Origin of the sequence: Streptomyces griseorubiginosus (assembly GCF_036345115.1) — a bacterium.
In the GTDB taxonomy this organism is placed as follows: Bacteria; Actinomycetota; Actinomycetes; order Streptomycetales; family Streptomycetaceae; genus Streptomyces; species Streptomyces griseorubiginosus_C.
This window is the reverse complement of the sequence record NZ_CP107766.1, coordinates 2872081-2888734: the sequence shown is the minus strand read 5'-3', so window position 1 is coordinate 2888734 and position 16654 is coordinate 2872081. Positions and strand designations below refer to the sequence as shown.

Sequence of the window (16654 nt, the reverse complement as noted above, 5' to 3'; positions counted from 1 at the left end):
CTGCGCGACAATGCGGTGTGCTCCAGCAACTGTTCAGCCCCTCCGTCCAGCACACGCTCGACCTCGTCGGCATCTTCGTGTTCGCCATCTCCGGCGCGCTGCTGGCCGTCCGAAAGAACTTCGACGTCTTCGGCATCGCCGTGCTCGCCGAGGTCACCGCGCTGGGCGGAGGGCTGTTCCGGGACCTGATCATCGGCGCGGTACCGCCCGCCGCCTTCACGGACCTCGGGTACTTCCTCACCCCGCTGCTCGCCGCCCTCCTGGTCTTCTTCCTGCACCCGCACGTGGAGCGCATCCAGGTCGGTGTGAACGTCTTCGACGCGGCGGGCCTCGGCCTGTTCTGCGTCGCCGGGACGACCAAGGCGTACGAGTACGGGCTCGGCCTCACCCAGTCGGCGACCCTCGGCCTCGCCACCGCCGTCGGCGGCGGTGTGCTCAGGGACGTGCTCGCCAACGAGGTGCCCTCGCTGCTGCGCTGGGACCGCGACCTGTACGCGGTCCCGGCGATCGTCGGCGCCACCATGGTCGTCCTGTGCATCCGCTACGACGCCCTCACCCCGTTCACCAGCGGGCTCGCGGCGCTCACGGCCTTCGTGCTGCGCCTGCTCGCGATGCGGTTCCACTGGCGAGCTCCGCGGGCCTGGAACCGGCGCTCGACCGTGCGTGAGGAGTAGCGCCCGCGCGGCCGTGCAGCAGTCCCATCTCCTCGGTCAGCCAGACGAAGGACGGCACCACCTGCGGCCGCCACAGCGCCATGTTGTGGCCGCCCGCGCTCTTCGGGATGTAGACGACGTGCACGGTCGTCGGCGCCTTCGCGACCTGTTCGAGGCCCATGGCCGCCTCGTAGCCGTCGCCGGGCTGACCGGACTCGTACAGCGCGATCGCGGGCGGGACGCGGTCGTCGCGCAGCAGCACGTAGGGGTTGTTGGCGCGGCGCAGGGCCGGGGTCTCGGAGGCCAGCGAGTTGCGTTCACCGATCGGGTCGTTGTACCCGGACATGCTGACCGCGGCCCGGTAGCGGTCGGGGTGGGCGACGGCGAGCTTGGTCGCGCAGTGCCCGCCCGCCGAGTACCCGGCCACCGCCCAGCCGGCCGGCCCGGACTGGGCGCGGAAGTTGTCGGTGACCATCTTCGGCACGTCCACGCTGAGCCAGGTGTCGGCGTCGACCGTGCCGGTGATGTTGGCGCAGCCGGTGTCCACCCCGGCCAGCAGGTTCATCCGCGGGGCGATCAGGATGAACGGCGCCACCCGGCCGCTCCGCATGAGCGGTGCCAGCTGGTTCACCGCGTGCAGCGAGCCGAACCAGGCCTTCGCGGAGCCCGGGTAGCCCGACAGCAGCTCCACCACGGGGAACTTGTGGTGCCGGTAGGCGGGCTCGTGGTACTGCGGCGGCAGCCAGGCGTAGACCTCGGCGTTGACCCCGGAGACGCGGCCCTTGAGCTGGGTCACCCGCACGCCCTTCATGCCGGGGCCGCCCGCGTTCGTGAAGCGCTGCTTCACCCTGGGCAACCGTTTCAGCGCGATGCCGCCGGTGCCGTCGGCGCCCAGGTTGGCTGCCTGCTGGACGTGGTCGCCGGTGCCGAGCAGGTCGGCCCAGTTGTCGTACAGGTTGTTCTGGTTGTTGACCAGCACGAAGACGAGGGCGACCGCCGTGCCCTGGGCGAACAGCACCATCAGCAGCCGGGCCGTGGCGCGCAGGGCCCGCGGCCCTCTGATCCGCGACCACAGGGCGAGCGGCAGCGCGACGGCGACGACGGACAGCACGATCAGCGTGTAGAGGAACGCGGTCCCGGTGAGACTCATGTCCCTGTAGAGGGGGCGGGCGGGCCCCGGGTTTACGGACGAGTACGGACACTTACCGAGAAATTGCCGGGGTCTCACCTGGAACGGTCTTCCGTGATCCCGAAGAAAAGCTACCGCTTAGTAGTTAGTTGTTGTACCGTTCAGGCATGCCAGAAGCAGCCTCCGTCACCCGGGCCACGATCGGCGACAGCGAGTTCGACCGGGACACCGCGGTCACCCGCCGCGCCCCCGGCGTCTACGACATCGACCTCTCCGCGGGCTGGACGATCATCAGCGCCGTCAACGGCGGCTACCTCCTGGCGGTCCTGGGCCGCGCCCTCGCGGACGCCCTTCCGCACGCCGACCCGTTCACCATCTCCGCGCACTACCTGACCGCGTCCCAGCCCGGACCCGCGGTGATCCGCACGGACGTGGTCCGCACCGGCCGCACCCTCTCCACCGGCCAGGCCTCGCTCTTCCAGTACGACGACGAGGGCACCGAGGTCGAGCGGATCCGCGTCCTCGCCTCCTACGGCGACCTCGACACCCTCCCCGACGACGTCCGTACGACGGCGAAGCCGCCCGCGTTCCCGCCGATGGACCAGTGCTTCGGCCCGGAGGACGGCCCGGCTCCGGTCGACGGCAGCTCGGCCATCACCGAGCGGCTGATGCTCAAGCTGGACCCGTCGACCCTGGGCTGGGCCCTCGGCGCCCCCTCCGGCAAGGGGGAGATGCGGGCCTGGTTCGGGCTCGCCGACGGCCGGGACATGGACCCCCTCTCGCTGCTCCTCGCCGTGGACGCGCTGCCGCCGACCGCGTTCGAGATCGGCCTCAAGGGCTGGGTGCCGACGGTCGAACTGACCGTGCACGTGCGGTGCCGCCCGGCCCCGGGCCCCCTGCGCGTCTCCATCACCACCCGCAACCTCGCCGGCGGTTTCCTGGAGGAGGACGCCGAGGTCTGGGACAGCACGGACCGGCTGGTGGCGCAGTCGCGGCAGCTGGCCCGGGTGCGGCTGGGCTGAGCCCGCCCCGGGAGGGATCCTGGTGGGGTGAAGTCCGACCGCCTCCTGTCGATCCTGCTCCTGCTCCAGACCCGCGGCCGGGTGACCGCCCCCGAACTCGCCGAGCGGCTGGAGGTCTCCGTCCGCACCGTCTACCGGGACGTCGAGGCCCTCTCCGCATCGGGTGTCCCGGTCTACGCCGAGCGTGGGCGGCACGGCGGCATCGAACTCCTCGCGGGCTTCCGCACCGACGTCACCGGCCTGACCGCCGACGAGTCCCGCGCGCTGTTCGTCCTGGCCGCCCAGGGCGTCCACGCGGCCCTCGGCCTGGACTCCGCCCTGGGTTCGGCCCTGCGCAAGGTGATGGCCGCGCTGCCCGCCCCGCACCGCCCGGCCGCCGAAGTGACCTCCCGCCGGGTCCTGGTCGACGCCACCCGCTGGAAGGGCGGCCCGCAACCCGCCGCCGACCTGGACGTGTTGCAGGACGCCGTGTTCAGCGACCGCCGGCTGCGGCTGCGCTACCGGCACAGCGGCGAGCGCACCACCCGGACGTACACCGTCGATCCGTACGGCCTGGTCGCCAAGGCGGGCGTCTGGTACCTGGTCGCCGACCGGCGCGGGCTGCCGAGGCTGTTCCGCGTGGACCGGGTGCGCTCCGCGACCGTGCTGGACGATCCCGTGAGGCGGCGGCCCGGTGCCGAACTCGCCGACGTCTGGGAGGAGTTGCGCCGCCAGGTCGAGGAGCGCCCCACCGGGGTCGAGGTCACCGTGCGGGTCCGCCGGGACCGACTCGACCTGTTCCGGCGGCTGATGACGCCGTATCTGGCCGAACTCCCCGAGCACGACGGCACAGGCGGGTGGGTGACGGCCCGGCTGGTGTTCGGGGCGGTCGTCGAGGCCCGCCAACTCCTGATGTTCTCCGACCGGGTGGAGGTGCTCGCACCGCCCGAGGTGCGCGCGGAACTGGCCGGGGCGGCCGCCTCTGTCACGGCCCTGTACCAGCGGGCAGGGGAGGGGCCGGGAGAGAACCCCGGCTAGGAGGGGGTGCTTTAGACGCGCTTTGCCCGGCGCACAGGCGGAGGACAGCGCGAACTCAAGGGGCCCCTGAACGGCGTTGGTTGAGTTCCGGGCCTCAGGACTTCCTCATCCTCCCTGGAGCTGTCTCTCATGAAGCGTCTGCGTCTCCTCCCCGCCGCGGCCCTGTTGGCGCTGTCGCCCCTCGCCCTCGTGGCCTGCGGCTCGGGCGACTCGTCGTCGACCTCGAACAGCGGCACCTCGGGTCAGCAGAACTGCCAGGCCCCCAACGCCTCCGGGATGCCGAGCGGCGCCCCCTCGGGCGCGCCCACCGGCAACGCCACCGTCCGGCCCTCGGGCGCGCCCAGCGGGAACCCCTCCGGCATGCCGAGCGGCGCGCCCGGTGGCGGTCGGGGCGGTCAGGGCGGCCCCGGTGGCGGTACGGGCGGCGGCTGCGGCGGTCCCGGTGGTGGCGGCGCGGCCCCGAGCGGCGCGCCCAGCGGTGCCCCGAGCGCGGCGGCCACGAAGAGCTGACCTGGCGCGAAATCGCCGTACGACAGGGGCGGCACTCCCGGTGAACGGGGGCGCCGCCCCTGTGCGCCGCCGACGTGTGCTGTCGGAGCGTCAGTCCAGCCAGTGATGCCGGCCGACGCTGATCAACCGCATCTGTCGCTTCGCCACCTGGGCGACCCGGGCGCGCTCCTCGTCCGACGCCTCCTGCGCCTCCAGGAACAGGGAGGCGGTGATCAGCATCTGGTCGACGTAGAGGTTGGCGAGCATGAGCAGGTCGTCGTCGCTCCAGCCGTCGGACACGGGGTCCTTGGCCAGCTCCTCCTTCACCTCCTGCCCGAAGCGGGCCAGTTGGTCCCGGATGGCCTCCCGCACCGGCTGGACTCCGCCATGTCGTTCGCGGGCGATGAAACGGACGTGAGCGGGGTACCCGTGGACATGGCCGGCGATCAACTCGATGGCGCGCTCGATGCGTTGGTCGTGGTCGTCGACCGTGGACACCGTCGTCCGAATCATGGGGTGCAGGCTGCCCAGCGCCTCCTCGACCAGGGCCACGCCGAGATCCGCGATGGAGCGGAAGTGGCGGTAGAAGGCGGTCGGGGCGACGCCGACGGCCCGGGTGACCTCACGCAGGCCCAGGCTGCTCAGGCTCTGCTCCTCCAGCAGTCCGAGCGCCGCGTCCAGGAGCGACTGCCGGGTCTTCTGTTTCTGTGCCTGCCGGATGCCGAGGGTGTGACTCATGTCATCCAGTTAACAACTGTTCTCCGTAATTGGAAAGCCGTGCAGCGCGCTAGACTCTGGAGTCAGTGAACAACTGTAACTACAACTGTTCACCCAAACGTAACGACCGGAGGGGGATCCGTCCCATGCTGTTCCTCGTCGCCGCACTCATGCTCCTCGGCGTCGTCCTGGGCACCGTCGCCCACGCGCCGTTCACCTTCACCGCCGTCGCCGCCGCCGTGATCGCCGTCTGGCTGGGCGTCTTCGCGCTCCGCGAGCGCCACGCCCGCCGCCGCACCCCGTCCCACTGACCGCCGCCCCACCGTCCCCAGGAGCACTGATTCCCATGCAGCTCACCGCGCAGGCCAGCCCCCGCACCGGGGCCCGTGACGCCGACGGCATGGCCGTCGCGTCCTTCGTCCTCGGCCTCCTCGGCCTTCTCGTCCTCAACGTCTTCCTCGGCCCGATCGCCATCGTCCTGGCCTCGGTGGCCCTGTGGCGCGGCACCGCCCGCCGCGGCCGCGCCTACCTGGGTCTCGGTCTCGGCGTGGCCGACCTGCTGGTCCTGGTGGCCTTCATGCAGTTCGACAGCACGGTCTCCTGGAGCCTGTGAGGCCGCCGGGACCGGCCGGTCCTGGCCTGAGGCCGCTCGGGTACGCCCCGTAGAATCGGCGTCACCATGGCATACCTCGACCACGCCGCGACCACCCCGATGCTTCCCGAGGCGGTCGAGGCACTCAGCGCCCACCTCGGCGCCACCGGCAACGCCTCTTCCCTCCACGCATCCGGCCGCAAGGCCCGCCGCACGGTCGAGGAATCCCGCGAGATGCTCGCGGAGGCGCTCGGCGCCCGCCCCAGCGAGATCGTCTTCACCTCCGGCGGCACGGAGGCCGACAACCTCGCCGTGAAGGGCCTGTACTGGTCCCGGCGCGACGCGGACCCCGCAAGGACGCGGGTCCTCGCCAGCCCCGTCGAACACCACGCCGTCCTCGACGCCGTCCACTGGCTGGGCGAGCACGAGGGCGCCACCGTCGAGTACCTCCCCGTCGACAAGCACGGCCGGGTCCACCCCGAGGCCCTGCGCGCGGCCATCGCCCACAACCCCGACGACGTCGCCCTGGCCACGGTCATGTGGGCCAACAACGAGATCGGCACCGTCCTGCCGGTCCGCGAACTCGCCGACGTCGCCGCGGAGTTCGGCGTCCCGCTGCATGCCGACGCGGTGCAGGCCTTCGGCCAGGTGCCCGTCGACTTCGCCGCCTCCGGCCTCGCCGCGATGACCGTCTCCGGCCACAAGATCGGCGGGCCGTACGGCATCGGCGCGCTCGTCCTCGGCCGTGAGTGGACCCCCGTCCCCGTCCTGCACGGCGGCGGCCAGGAGCGCCACGTCCGCTCCGGCACCCTCGACGTCCCCGCCATCGCCTCCTTCGCGGTGGCCGGCCGCCTCGCGGCCGAACAGCGCGAGTGGTTCGCCTCGGAGATCGGCGCCCTGCGCGACAGCCTGGTCGAGGCGGTCCGTACGGCGGTCCCGGACGCGATCCTCGGCGGCGACCCGGCACCGGGCGGCCGGCTCCCGGCCAACGCCCACTTCACCTTCCCCGGCTGCGAGGGCGACTCCCTGCTCCTCCTCCTGGACGCCCAGGGCATCGAGTGCTCCACCGGCTCCGCCTGCACCGCCGGTGTGGCCCAGCCCAGCCACGTCCTGCTGGCCACCGGCACCGACCCCGACCTGGCCCGCGGCACCCTGCGCTTCTCCCTCGGCCACACCTCCACCGAGGCGGACGTCGAGGCGCTCGCGAAGGCCATCGGCCCTGCCGTGGAGCGAGCTCGCGCGGCGGGGCTGACGTAACGGTCCCCGCGCAGGACACTCCTGGCGTGAACCTCGTATCCCAGGTCTCACCCTGCTCGCGGCCGTGACCCATCTCGCCGTCGGCGTGCTCGAACGCTTCTTCTACGGCCGTGCGGCGGTGCGCGTCCTCCTCACCACGTCCCCCGCCGACGCCCCCGAGGTCACCCTGTGGCGCTCGGGCGTCGCCGTCTACAACCTGCTCCTCGGGCTCGGCCTGGTCGCCGGGGTGGTCGCGCTGCGCGTCGGCGAACCCACCGCGGGCCGCACCCTGATCCTCTACCTCTGCGCGTGTCTCATCGCCTCCTCGCTCACCTTCGCCGCCTCCTTCCCGCGGCTGTGGCGGGGAGCCCTCGGGCAGGGGCTGCCGCCGGCCCTGGTGCTGCCGGCGGCAGCCGTGCTCTGAACTCGGCTCTCCGCGACCGTTCAGCTCTCGGTGACCATGAGGGACGCCATCATTCCCTGGTCCTCGTGCTGGAGCAGATGGCAGTGGAGCATGTACATGTACGTGTCGTCGGCGAAGTCGGTGAACTCCATGGCGATGACGATGGTGCCGCCGCCGACCACCTCGTAGGTGTCGCGCCAGCCCAGATCGACCCCGGTGGGGGCCTCCCCGTTGATCGAGATCAACTGGTAGGGCACGTCGTGCAGATGGAAGGAGTGCTCCAGCTGGCTCGCGTTGGTGATCGTCCAGATCTCCTTCGCGCCCAGCGTGGTGCGGATCATGGCCATGCCGGCCATGGTGAGCCCCGCCGAGCCGTTGATCTTCATGGTCGCGCCCGCGTTGCTGAGCGTGATGGTTCGGGCGGTGAAGCCGGAGGTGTCGTACCGCTCGATGGTGTTGAGGGTGCTCGGCAGGTTCTCCGGGGTGTCGGTGCCGCCCGCGCGGACGGTGAGGAACTCGTAGGTGCCGGAGCCGCCGCGGATCCAGCCGGTCGTGACGACGGCCTCCAGGGTGACGTCCGCGGTGACGTCCATGACGAACTCGGCTCGGGCGCCGGCCACCAGCCGGATACTGGTGACCTCGGTCGCCTCCGTCAGATAACCCTGCTCGGTGGCGATCTGGGTCAGCGTGCCGCCGTCGCTGCGCCGGAGTGTGATGATGTCCGAGGGCGAGGCGTTGAGCGCCCGGAAGCGGTTGCGCGTCCTGGTGGCGGAGAAGCCGAGCGTGGTGTCGTCGACGTTCTCGCCGTTCACCAGCAGCGGGAAGCTGAGGCCGGAGCTGAGATAGCCCTTCTGGTCGTACTTGATGTCTCCGGCGCTGTCCACGGCCAGGCACTGGAAGATGAGCGGGATGTCATCGACGCCGTAGTCGCCGGGCAGGGCGGCGGACGTGGTGGAGTCGTCCTTCACGATGATCATTCCGGCCAGGCCGTGGGTGGCCTGCTTGGCCGTGGTGCCCAGCGCGTGCGGGTGGTACCAGAGGGTCTTGGCCCCGTCCTTGACCGTGAAGGTGGGGGACCAGACCGTCCCGGTCGAGAAGGCGTTCTGCGGACCTCCGTCCATCCTGGGCGGGACATGGGCGCCGTGGAAGTGGACGGAGGTGTCCTCGGTGAGGCTGTTGGTGATGTTCAGCAGCACGGTCTCGCCCTTGGTCCACTTCAGGGTGGGGCCGAGGAACGACCGGTTGTAGCCCGCGGTGCTGCTGGTGACCCCGCTGAGCACCTCGGCGGTGCCGGTCTGCGCCGCCAGGGTGAAGGTGGTCGTACCGTCGGCCGTGGTGCCCTCCAGCAACTCCGGCACGGTGAGGATGCGGTCCGTCGCGGCCGCCGCCTTGCTGCGGGTGCCGTCGGTCAGCAGGGAGAAGGCCGCCCCGGCAGCGCTCACCGCGGTGAGGCCCGCGCCGGCCATACCGCCGAGGAACTTCCGCCGGTGCAAACCCTTCTTGTGACCTCTGATCTCCATGTGGTGCTCGCCCTTGGTTTTCCGGCCGTCCCGCGCGTACGCGCCTCGGTCCGGCTCTGTGGTGTGTGTCATGGCCGGGGAGCTTCGGGCCGCGGCCTACGGGAACACTGAGGTGAACCTGGGCGCGGCCCGGGAAGCCGTGAAGCCGGCGTCCGGTCAACTCCCATGCAGAAAAGTCAGGTCGACCGTCCGCAGGTCATGATCGGGGTGCGGGACATGTCGGGCACGCGATCACCGCCGGAAGGTCACACCTGGGCGGGGGCACTCCTCGCCCCGCGGACCAGCTTCATGTACCGGTCCCAGTCCCAGTGCTTGCCCGGATCGGTGTGGTCCGTCCCCGGCACTTCCACGTGGCCGATGATGTGCTCGCGGTCGACGGGTATGTCGTAGCGCGCGCATATCCCGGCCGTGAGCCGCGCCGAGGCCGCGTACATCTCGGCCGTGAAGTCCTCCGGCCGGTCCACGAAGCCCTCGTGCTCGATGCCCACACTGCGTTCGTTGTAGGAGCGGTTGCCCGCGTGGTAAGCCACGTCCAGCTCGCGGATCATCTGGGTGATGTGGCCGTCCTTGCGGACGACGTAGTGCGCGGCCGCGCCGTGGCCCGGGTCCTGGAACACCTTCACCGCGCTGGCGAAACTGCCCTGGGTGACATGGATGACCACCATGTCTATGCCGTAGTCGTCGGGCCGGTCGGCGCGCCGCCAGTTCGCGTCGGAGGCCGCCACCCACTGCGCCCCGCGGAAGTCGACGGCGCCCTCGACCCGCGGCTTCTCCACTCCCGGTGCCCGCCACCACAGCCGCGCCAGCTCGTCACGGGCCAGCACCGCGGAGCCCACCGCGGCCGCCGTCCCGCCGACAATCAGCGCCCGGCGCCCGATGCGCCGGTCGGTGTCCTTGGAACCCTCTGTCGCCCCCATGTGATCGTCAACGGATACCCGGCGGCCCCGGTTCCCGCGCCCCCGTACTCTTGAAGGGTTATGACTGACACCACGCAGCGCCCCCTTCGCGTTCTCGCCGCCATGTCCGGAGGAGTGGACTCCGCCGTCGCCGCCGCCCGTGCCGCCGAAGCCGGCCATGACGTGACCGGCGTTCACCTCGCCCTCTCCGCGAACCCGCAGTCCTTCCGCACGGGCGCGCGGGGCTGTTGCACCATCGAGGACTCGCGCGACGCCCGCCGCGCCGCCGACGTCATCGGCATCCCGTTCTACGTGTGGGACCTCGCCGACCGCTTCCGTGAGGACGTCGTCGAGGACTTCGTCGCCGAGTACGAGGCCGGCCGCACCCCCAACCCCTGCCTGCGCTGCAACGAGAAGATCAAGTTCGCCGCGCTCCTCGACAAGGCGCTCGCGCTGGGCTTCGACGCGGTGTGCACGGGCCACTACGCGAAGGTGGTCACCCTCGCGGACGGCTCCCGCGAGCTGCACCGCGCCTCCGACATGGCGAAGGACCAGTCGTACGTCCTCGGCGTCCTGGACGAGCGGCAGCTGGCGCACGCCCTGTTCCCGCTCGGCGACACCGTCACCACCAAGGACGAGATCCGCGCCGAGGCCGAGCGCCGGGGCCTCGCGGTCGCCAAGAAGCCCGACTCGCACGACATCTGCTTCATCGCCGACGGCGACACCCAGGGCTTCCTCGCCTCCCGCCTCGGCAAGGCGGAGGGCGACATCGTCGACGAGTCCGGCGCGAAGATCGGCACCCACGAGGGCGCGTACGGCTTCACCATCGGCCAGCGCAAGGGGCTGCGGATCGGCACCCCGGCCGCCGACGGCAAGCCGCGCTACGTCCTCGACATCTCGCCGGTGAACAACACGGTGACGGTCGGCCCGGCCGCGGCCCTGGACGTCACGGCCCTGACCGCGATCAAGCCCCGCTGGTGCGGCACCGCCCCGGTGGGCCCCGGCACCTACACCGCCCAGCTCCGCGCCCACGGCGGCGAGACCGAGGTCCGCGCCGAACTCGTCGACGGCACCCTGGAGGTGACCTTCACCGAGCCGGTCCGCGGTGTCGCCCCCGGCCAGGCGATCGTCCTGTACGACGACACGCGTGTGGTGGGCTCGGCGACGATCGCGTCGACCACGCGCGCGACGGCCGGAGTGGCCTGACCGCTCCCCGGGCACGCGTGGCCGGTCGGTCACTCCGCGAAGAACTCCGCCAGGACCGGCCCCAGGGCGGTCGGGTCGACCATGTGGGTCTGGCCCTCCAGGACGCGGTACGCGCCGTTCTGGGCCGCCTCCGCGACCGCTCTGGTGCCCTCGCGCATCCACTCGGGGCTCGCGCCGCCCGCGACGGCCAGGACCTGGACCGTGACCGAGGCCAGCCGGTCCCGGGGGACCAGTCCGCCCGCCATGACCGCGTTGTCGTAGGCGAGGGTCGGGGCGACGGACTCCATGCCGGGCCACATGGGGGAGTTGCGGGCGCCCTGGATCATCTGCTCGCCCATGCCGGTGAGCCGCAGGAACAGCTCCACCGCGTCCCCGCGCCGGCCCTCGGCGAGCGCGGCCGTCAACTTCTCGGTGTACTCGGTGTTCTGCTCCGCGCCCCTCTCCAGGAAGTCGGCGAACGGCGTCTCGTACACCGCGACCCGGCGGACCGGCAGCCCGCTCGCCGCGGCCTCCAGCACCAGCGCGCCGCCGGAGGAGATGCCGCACAGGCTCGCCTCGCCGCCCGCCTCCTCGATCAGCGCGGCGAGGTCATCCACCTCGCGGGCCACCGCGTAGGGGGCCGTGTCGCCGCTCGCGCCGCGCCCTCGGCGGTCGTACACGAAGACACTGAACCGCTCGGACAGCGGCACGGCCAGGGGCGCGACGGTGCCGCCCGTGGACATCGCGCCGCTGACGAGGATGACGGCCGGGCCCTGCCCGGTGCGTTCGTACGCGATCGGGGTGCCGTCGCGCGAGAGGGTCTTCTTGTCCATGCCTGTGGAGACTGCCGCACGGCACGGAAATCATCGGTCAGGACACGTCGACTTCGTAGAAGCAGAGGTGGTCCTTGATCTCGGCGACGGCGGGTTTCGGGTCGGGATACGACCACACCAGGTCGGGCGCGTCCGGCAGCGACCAGTAGGACGCGGTGCCCTTGAAGGGGCAGTAGGTGTGCGTGTCGGAGGGGGTCAGCAGCTCCAGCCGTACGTCCTCGGCGGGCAGGTAGTACCGCGCGGGGCAGCCCGTCTCCCTGAGGACCAGCGGGCGGTCGCTCTCCGCCAGGATCTGGTCGCCGTGCACCACGCGCACGTGCTGGTCGACTTGCTCGATGGTGATCGTGTGTCCTTCGGCCATACCGGAAGAGCGCTCGCGGGCCCCCGGTTCTTCCCGCGTACGGTGACCTCATGCGAATCTGCGTCTTCCTCTCCGCCGCCGACCTCGACGACCGTTACACGCGCCCCGCGCGGGAGTTCGCGAAGCTGCTGGGCAAGGGTGGGCACACGCTGGTGTGGGGCGGCTCGGACGTGGGCCTGATGAAGGTGGTCGCGGACGGCGTGCAGGAGGCGGGCGGACGGCTCGTCGGGGTCTCGGTGACGTTCCTGGCGTCCAAGGTCCGGCCCGGCGTCGACGAGATGGTGATCGCCGCCGATCTGGCCGAACGCAAGAAGCTGCTCCTGGAGAAGGCCGACGCCGTGGTGATCATGGTGGGCGGCACCGGCACGCTCGACGAGGCGACCGAGATCCTGGAGCTGAAGAAGCACGGGCACACCGACAAGCCGGTGGTGCTGCTGAACACGGCGGGCTTCTACGACGGCCTCAAGGAGCAGTTCCGGCGGATGGAGGACGAGGGCTTCCTGCCCCGCCCGCTCGCCGACCTGGTGTTCTTCGCGGAGGAGCCGGTGGGCGCGCTGGCGTACCTGGAGGAGTCGGCCGGTACCCGCTGACGCCGTGATGCGAGCATGGCGGCATGGCTACACATGTGATCACCGGAGCGGGCTCCGGCATCGGCGCGGCGGTGGCCCGCCGTCTGCACGCGCGCGGGGACGAACTCGTGCTGCACGCGCGCGACGCGGGCCGTGCGAAGGAGCTGGCGGCCCAGTTCCCGGGCGCGCGGACGCTGGTCGGTGACCTGGCCGACCCGGACAAACTGAGCTGGGCCTTCTCGCACCAGTCGCTGCCCGACCGGGTGGACTCCCTGCTGCACATCGCGGGCGTGGTCGACCTGGGCCCGGTGGGCGACCTGACCCCCAAGACCTGGCGCCACCAGCTGAACGTCAACCTGATCTCCCCGGCAGAGCTGACCCGCCACTTCCTGCCCCAACTCCGGGCCGCCCGGGGCCAGGTGCTGTTCGTGAACTCCGGCGCGGGCCTGAACGCCCACGCCGACTGGTCCGCCTACGCGGCCTCCAAGCACGGCCTGAAGGCCCTGGCGGACTCCCTGCGCCACGAGGAGCACGGCAACGGCGTCCGCGTCACCTCGGTCTACCCCGGCCGCACGGCGAGCCCCATGCAGGCCAAGGTCCACCAGCAGGAGGGCAAGGAGTACGACGCCTCGCAGTGGATCGACCCGGAGTCGGTCGCCACGACGATCCTGACGGCGCTGGACCTCCCGAGGGACGCGGAGATCAACGACCTGACGGTGCGTCCGGGGCGCTGACGGCCAGGTGGGGGCGAGAAGGGCCGGCGCTCGCCTACGTAGGCTTCACACGTGACCGCAGACTTCAGTTTCGCCCCCGCCACCGGCGTCGGCTCCCTCCCCGGCGGCGACGCCCGGGAGGCCGCCAAGGCCGCCACCGGCTCCTTCGAGGACTTCCCCTTCCTGCCCGAGCTGCCCGCTCGCGGCCCCGGCGCCGACATGATCGGCCGGACCGCCGGGATGCTCGTCGAGCTGTACGCGCGCGTGGAGCCCAGCGGCTGGCGGCTCGGGGACCGGCCGGGCCGGGACACCAAGCGGGCCCGGTCCTGGCTGGGGGAGGACCTGGACGCCCTGGAGGAGTTCACCCAGGGCTACGAGGGGCAGCTGAAGGTCCAGGCCGTCGGCCCCTGGACGCTCGCCGCCGCACTGGAACTCAGGAACGGCGAGGTCGCCCTCTCCGACCCCGGCGCCTGCCGGGACCTCGCCGCCTCGCTCGCCGAGGGGCTGCGGCTGCACCTGGAGGAGGTCCGCAGGAGGGTCCCCGGCGCCCAGATCGTCCTCCAGCTCGACGAGCCCTCGCTCATCGCCGTCCTGCGCGGCCAGGTGAAGTCCGCCAGCGGCTACCGCACCCACCGGGCCGTCGACCGGCAGGTCGTGGAGGCCACGCTCCGGGACGTCGTCGGGGTTCACGCCGACGGCCCCGTCGTGGTCCACTCGTGCGCACCGGACGTCCCCTTCGCCCTGCTGCGGCGAGCGGGCGCGGCGGCGATCTCCTTCGACTTCACGCTCCTCACCGAGCGTGACGACGACGTGATCGGTGAGGCGGTGGAAGGGGGTACCCGGCTCTTCGCGGGTGTCGTGCCGGGCACGGACACGGCATTGTCAGACCCTGCCGGTAGCGTCATGGGTGTCAGGACGTTGTGGCGCAGGCTGGGGCTGCATCCGGGACTGCTCGCGGAGGCGGTCACGGTCACTCCGTCGTGCGGACTCGCGGGGGCCTCCCCGGAGTACGCGCGCAGGGCCCTCGCCCACTGCGTCCAGGCGGCGAGATCCCTCGCGGACAACCCAGAGTAACGGGAGGACAACACGGTGGCCGGCGACAAGCAAGCGGAGACGACGGTGCCCGCCGAGGCACGGGAGAAGCACGCGCAGCTCGCTGAGCAGATCGAGGAGCACCGCTTCCGGTACTACGTGAACGACGCGCCGGTCATCAGCGACGCCGACTTCGACAAGCTGCTGCGCTCCCTGGAGGCACTGGAGGAGGAGTACCCCGAGCTGCGCACCCCCGACTCCCCGACCCAGAAGGTCGCGGGGGCGTACGCGACGGAGTTCACGGCGGTCCAGCACCGCTCCCGCATGCTCTCCCTGGACAACGCGTTCAGTGACGAGGAGCTCGCGGCCTGGGCGGAGCGGATCGCCAAGGACGTCGGCACCACCGACTACCACCTGCTGTGCGAGCTGAAGGTCGACGGCCTCGCCGTCAACCTCACCTACGAGCACGGCCGGCTCACCCGCGCGGCCACCCGCGGCGACGGCCGCACCGGCGAGGACATCACGCCCAACGTCCGCACGATCGCCGAGATCCCGGACCGCCTCACCGGTGACAAGGTCCCCGACCTCGTGGAGATCCGCGGCGAGGTCTACTTCCCGATGGAGAAGTTCGAGGAGCTCAACGCCCGTCTGGTCGAGGCCGGCGACAAGCCCTTCGCCAACCCGCGCAACGCGGCGGCCGGTTCGCTGCGCCAGAAGGACCCGCGCGTCACCGCCACCCGCCCCCTCCACATGGTCGTGCACGGCATCGGCGCCCTGGAGGGCTTCGACGGCATGACCCGCCTCTCCCAGGGCTACGACCTCCTCAAGTCCTGGGGCCTGCCCACCGCGAAGCACAACAGGGTGGTCGACGACCTCGACGGAGTGAGGGAGTTCATCGCCTACTTCGGCGAGAACCGCCACTCCGTGGAGCACGAGATCGACGGCGCCGTCGTCAAGCTCGACGAGATCCCGCTCCAGGGAAGGCTCGGCTCCACCTCCCGCGCCCCGCGCTGGGCGATCGCGTACAAGTACGCGCCCGAGGAGGTCAACACCAAGCTCATCAACATCCGCGTGGGCGTGGGCCGTACGGGCCGCGTCACGCCGTACGCCCAGGTCGAGCCGGTGACGGTGGCCGGCTCGGAGGTCGAGTTCGCCACCCTGCACAACCAGGACGTCGTCAAGCTCAAGGGCGTCCTGATCGGCGACACCGTGGTGCTGCGCAAGGCCGGTGACGTCATTCCCGAGATCCTCGGCCCGGTCGTCGACCTGCGCGACGGCAGCGAGCGCGAGTTCGTGATGCCGAGCGAGTGCCCCGAGTGCGGTACGGCGCTCAGGCCCATGAAGGAGGGCGACGTCGACCTGCGCTGCCCCAACGCCCGCACCTGCCCCGCCCAGCTGCGGGAGCGCCTGTTCTACCTCGCGGGCCGCAAGTCGCTGGACATCGAGCACTTCGGGTACGTCGCCGCGGCCGCGCTCACCAAGCCGCTGGAGCCCGCGGACCCGCCGCTGGCCGACGAGGGCGACCTGTTCGACCTCACCATCGAACAGCTGCTGCCCATCAAGGCGTACGTCCTCGACCAGGACAGCGGGCTGCCCAAGCGGGACCCGAAGACCGGCGAGGAGAAGGTCGCCACCGTCTTCGCCAACCAGCAGGGCGAGCCGAAGAAGAACGCGGTGGCCATGCTGGAGAACATCGCGGCCGCCAAGGAACGCCCGCTCGCCCGGGTCCTCACCGGTCTGTCGATCCGCCATGTCGGCCCGGTCGCCGCCGAGGCCCTCGCCCGCAACTTCCGCTCCATCGACCGCATCGAGCAGGCGAGCGAGGAGGAGCTGGCCGCCACCGACGGCGTCGGCTCGATCATCGCGAAGTCCCTCAAGGAGTGGTTCGCGGAGGACTGGCACCAGGAGATCCTGCGCAAGTGGAAGGCCGCGGGCGTGCGCATGGAGGAGGAGGGCTCGGGGGAGGACGAGGGCCCGCGCCCCCTGGAAGGCCTCACCGTCGTCGTCACCGGCACCCTGGAGCGCTTCACCCGTGACGGTGCCAAGGAGGCCCTCCAGACCAGAGGGGCGAAAGTAACCGGTTCGGTTTCGAAGAAGACGTCTTTCGTAGTCGTAGGCGACAATCCTGGTTCCAAGTACGACAAGGCGATGCAACTCAAGGTGCCGGTTCTGAACGAGGACGGCTTCGACGTCCTCCTGGAACAGGGCCCCGAAGCGGCCGCCGATGTGGCGCTTCCCACGGAGGAGTAGCGAGGAGCGGCGGTTGAAGGCCACCCGTTCGGCGCAT

19 protein-coding genes are annotated in these 16654 nt (G+C 71.4%); 13 read left to right on the top strand and 6 right to left on the bottom strand.

Features of this window, described 5'->3' with window-relative positions; all coding sequences use genetic code 11:
• Positions 1-17: 17 nt before the first annotated feature.
• Positions 18-674: a trimeric intracellular cation channel family protein gene (locus OHN19_RS12830; protein WP_123763231.1), complete on the top strand. Its 657-nt coding sequence runs from the start codon at positions 18-20 to the stop codon at positions 672-674.
• Here OHN19_RS12830 and OHN19_RS12825 read toward each other — a convergent pair.
• A complete protein-coding gene (locus OHN19_RS12825; RefSeq protein WP_330264320.1) occupies positions 583-1803 on the bottom strand; it encodes an alpha/beta hydrolase in 1221 nt (406 codons plus the stop codon). The two genes, OHN19_RS12830 and OHN19_RS12825, sit on opposite strands and share 92 nt — an antisense overlap.
• A 146-nt stretch (positions 1804-1949) precedes the next feature.
• Between OHN19_RS12825 and OHN19_RS12820 the strand changes: the two genes are divergently transcribed.
• The 3 genes from OHN19_RS12820 to OHN19_RS12810 all read left to right on the top strand — a co-directional run bounded on the left by OHN19_RS12820 (position 1950) and on the right by OHN19_RS12810 (position 4331).
• Positions 1950-2804 carry a thioesterase family protein gene (locus OHN19_RS12820; protein WP_330264319.1) on the top strand — a complete coding sequence of 285 codons (855 nt, stop codon included), beginning with the start codon at positions 1950-1952 and terminating at the stop codon, positions 2802-2804.
• Between the two features lie 27 nt (positions 2805-2831).
• On the top strand, positions 2832-3821 hold the full coding sequence (locus tag OHN19_RS12815; RefSeq protein WP_330264318.1) for a YafY family protein: 990 nt from the start codon (positions 2832-2834) through the stop codon (positions 3819-3821).
• A gap of 129 nt (positions 3822-3950) precedes the next feature.
• Positions 3951-4331 (top strand): hypothetical protein, encoded by a 381-nt coding sequence (locus OHN19_RS12810; RefSeq protein WP_330264317.1) that lies wholly within the window; start codon positions 3951-3953, stop codon positions 4329-4331.
• Positions 4332-4421: 90 nt separating this feature from the next.
• On the opposite strand, the gene OHN19_RS12805 is transcribed toward OHN19_RS12810, so the two are convergent.
• A complete protein-coding gene (locus OHN19_RS12805) occupies positions 4422-5048 on the bottom strand; it encodes a TetR family transcriptional regulator (protein ID WP_330264316.1) in 627 nt (208 codons plus the stop codon).
• A gap of 125 nt (positions 5049-5173) precedes the next feature.
• Between OHN19_RS12805 and OHN19_RS12800 the strand changes: the two genes are divergently transcribed.
• From OHN19_RS12800 to OHN19_RS12785, 4 genes are all read left to right on the top strand, one after another.
• The gene (locus tag OHN19_RS12800) at positions 5174-5338 is read left to right on the top strand and encodes a hypothetical protein (RefSeq protein ID WP_174269245.1); all 165 of its coding nucleotides are present in this window, start codon (positions 5174-5176) and stop codon (positions 5336-5338) included.
• 35 nt (positions 5339-5373) lie between these two features.
• Positions 5374-5640: a DUF4190 domain-containing protein gene (locus OHN19_RS12795; protein ID WP_330264315.1), complete on the top strand. Its 267-nt coding sequence runs from the start codon at positions 5374-5376 to the stop codon at positions 5638-5640.
• Positions 5641-5706: 66 nt separating this feature from the next.
• A complete protein-coding gene (locus tag OHN19_RS12790; protein WP_330264314.1) occupies positions 5707-6876 on the top strand; it encodes a cysteine desulfurase family protein in 1170 nt (389 codons plus the stop codon).
• Between the two features lie 64 nt (positions 6877-6940).
• Entirely contained in the window at positions 6941-7279 is a 339-nt protein-coding gene (locus OHN19_RS12785; RefSeq protein ID WP_330264313.1) for a DUF1304 family protein, read from the top strand.
• Between the two features lie 20 nt (positions 7280-7299).
• Here the strand turns inward: OHN19_RS12785 and OHN19_RS12780 are convergent, their stop codons facing one another.
• Positions 7300-8850 (bottom strand): multicopper oxidase family protein, encoded by a 1551-nt coding sequence (locus OHN19_RS12780; protein ID WP_330264312.1) that lies wholly within the window; start codon positions 8848-8850, stop codon positions 7300-7302.
• A gap of 173 nt (positions 8851-9023) precedes the next feature.
• A complete protein-coding gene (locus OHN19_RS12775; protein WP_330264311.1) occupies positions 9024-9695 on the bottom strand; it encodes an N-acetylmuramoyl-L-alanine amidase in 672 nt (223 codons plus the stop codon).
• A 60-nt stretch (positions 9696-9755) separates the two neighbouring features.
• On the opposite strand from OHN19_RS12775, the gene mnmA reads away from it, so the two are divergent.
• Positions 9756-10880: a tRNA 2-thiouridine(34) synthase MnmA gene (gene mnmA / locus OHN19_RS12770; RefSeq protein ID WP_330264310.1), complete on the top strand. Its 1125-nt coding sequence runs from the start codon at positions 9756-9758 to the stop codon at positions 10878-10880.
• Between the two features lie 29 nt (positions 10881-10909).
• On the opposite strand, the gene OHN19_RS12765 is transcribed toward mnmA, so the two are convergent.
• Positions 10910-11692, bottom strand: coding sequence for an alpha/beta hydrolase (locus tag OHN19_RS12765; protein ID WP_330264309.1), 783 nt, complete (start codon positions 11690-11692; stop codon positions 10910-10912).
• A gap of 37 nt (positions 11693-11729) precedes the next feature.
• Complete coding sequence (locus tag OHN19_RS12760) at positions 11730-12053, bottom strand: DUF427 domain-containing protein (RefSeq protein WP_330264308.1); 324 nt, start codon at positions 12051-12053, stop codon at positions 11730-11732.
• Between the two features lie 50 nt (positions 12054-12103).
• On the opposite strand from OHN19_RS12760, the gene OHN19_RS12755 reads away from it, so the two are divergent.
• From OHN19_RS12755 to ligA, 4 genes are read left to right on the top strand one after another with little or no spacing between them, the layout of a single operon-like run.
• Positions 12104-12643 (top strand): TIGR00730 family Rossman fold protein, encoded by a 540-nt coding sequence (locus OHN19_RS12755; RefSeq protein ID WP_330264307.1) that lies wholly within the window; start codon positions 12104-12106, stop codon positions 12641-12643.
• Between the two features lie 23 nt (positions 12644-12666).
• On the top strand, positions 12667-13356 hold the full coding sequence (locus OHN19_RS12750; RefSeq protein WP_330264306.1) for an SDR family oxidoreductase: 690 nt from the start codon (positions 12667-12669) through the stop codon (positions 13354-13356).
• Between the two features lie 51 nt (positions 13357-13407).
• Positions 13408-14409: a methionine synthase gene (locus OHN19_RS12745; protein WP_330264305.1), complete on the top strand. Its 1002-nt coding sequence runs from the start codon at positions 13408-13410 to the stop codon at positions 14407-14409.
• A gap of 15 nt (positions 14410-14424) precedes the next feature.
• Positions 14425-16617: an NAD-dependent DNA ligase LigA gene (gene ligA / locus OHN19_RS12740; protein ID WP_330264304.1), complete on the top strand. Its 2193-nt coding sequence runs from the start codon at positions 14425-14427 to the stop codon at positions 16615-16617.
• Positions 16618-16654: the final 37 nt, after the last annotated feature.

What these genes read in the sequence shown, in the direction of transcription:
- mnmA (WP_330264310.1), top strand. Translation starts at nt 9,756, where the DNA reads ATGACTGACACCACGCAGCGCCCCCTTCGCGTTCTCGCCGCCATGTCC.
- OHN19_RS12805 (WP_330264316.1), bottom strand. Translation starts at nt 5,048, where the DNA reads ATGAGTCACACCCTCGGCATCCGGCAGGCACAGAAACAGAAGACCCGG.
- OHN19_RS12825 (WP_330264320.1), bottom strand. Translation starts at nt 1,803, where the DNA reads ATGAGTCTCACCGGGACCGCGTTCCTCTACACGCTGATCGTGCTGTCC.
- OHN19_RS12755 (WP_330264307.1), top strand. Translation starts at nt 12,104, where the DNA reads ATGCGAATCTGCGTCTTCCTCTCCGCCGCCGACCTCGACGACCGTTAC.
- OHN19_RS12775 (WP_330264311.1), bottom strand. Translation starts at nt 9,695, where the DNA reads ATGGGGGCGACAGAGGGTTCCAAGGACACCGACCGGCGCATCGGGCGC.
- OHN19_RS12795 (WP_330264315.1), top strand. Translation starts at nt 5,374, where the DNA reads ATGCAGCTCACCGCGCAGGCCAGCCCCCGCACCGGGGCCCGTGACGCC.
- OHN19_RS12760 (WP_330264308.1), bottom strand. Translation starts at nt 12,053, where the DNA reads ATGGCCGAAGGACACACGATCACCATCGAGCAAGTCGACCAGCACGTG.
- OHN19_RS12790 (WP_330264314.1), top strand. Translation starts at nt 5,707, where the DNA reads ATGGCATACCTCGACCACGCCGCGACCACCCCGATGCTTCCCGAGGCG.
- OHN19_RS12810 (WP_330264317.1), top strand. Translation starts at nt 3,951, where the DNA reads ATGAAGCGTCTGCGTCTCCTCCCCGCCGCGGCCCTGTTGGCGCTGTCG.
- OHN19_RS12800 (WP_174269245.1), top strand. Translation starts at nt 5,174, where the DNA reads ATGCTGTTCCTCGTCGCCGCACTCATGCTCCTCGGCGTCGTCCTGGGC.
- OHN19_RS12780 (WP_330264312.1), bottom strand. Translation starts at nt 8,850, where the DNA reads ATGACACACACCACAGAGCCGGACCGAGGCGCGTACGCGCGGGACGGC.
- OHN19_RS12820 (WP_330264319.1), top strand. Translation starts at nt 1,950, where the DNA reads ATGCCAGAAGCAGCCTCCGTCACCCGGGCCACGATCGGCGACAGCGAG.
- OHN19_RS12750 (WP_330264306.1), top strand. Translation starts at nt 12,667, where the DNA reads ATGGCTACACATGTGATCACCGGAGCGGGCTCCGGCATCGGCGCGGCG.
- OHN19_RS12765 (WP_330264309.1), bottom strand. Translation starts at nt 11,692, where the DNA reads ATGGACAAGAAGACCCTCTCGCGCGACGGCACCCCGATCGCGTACGAA.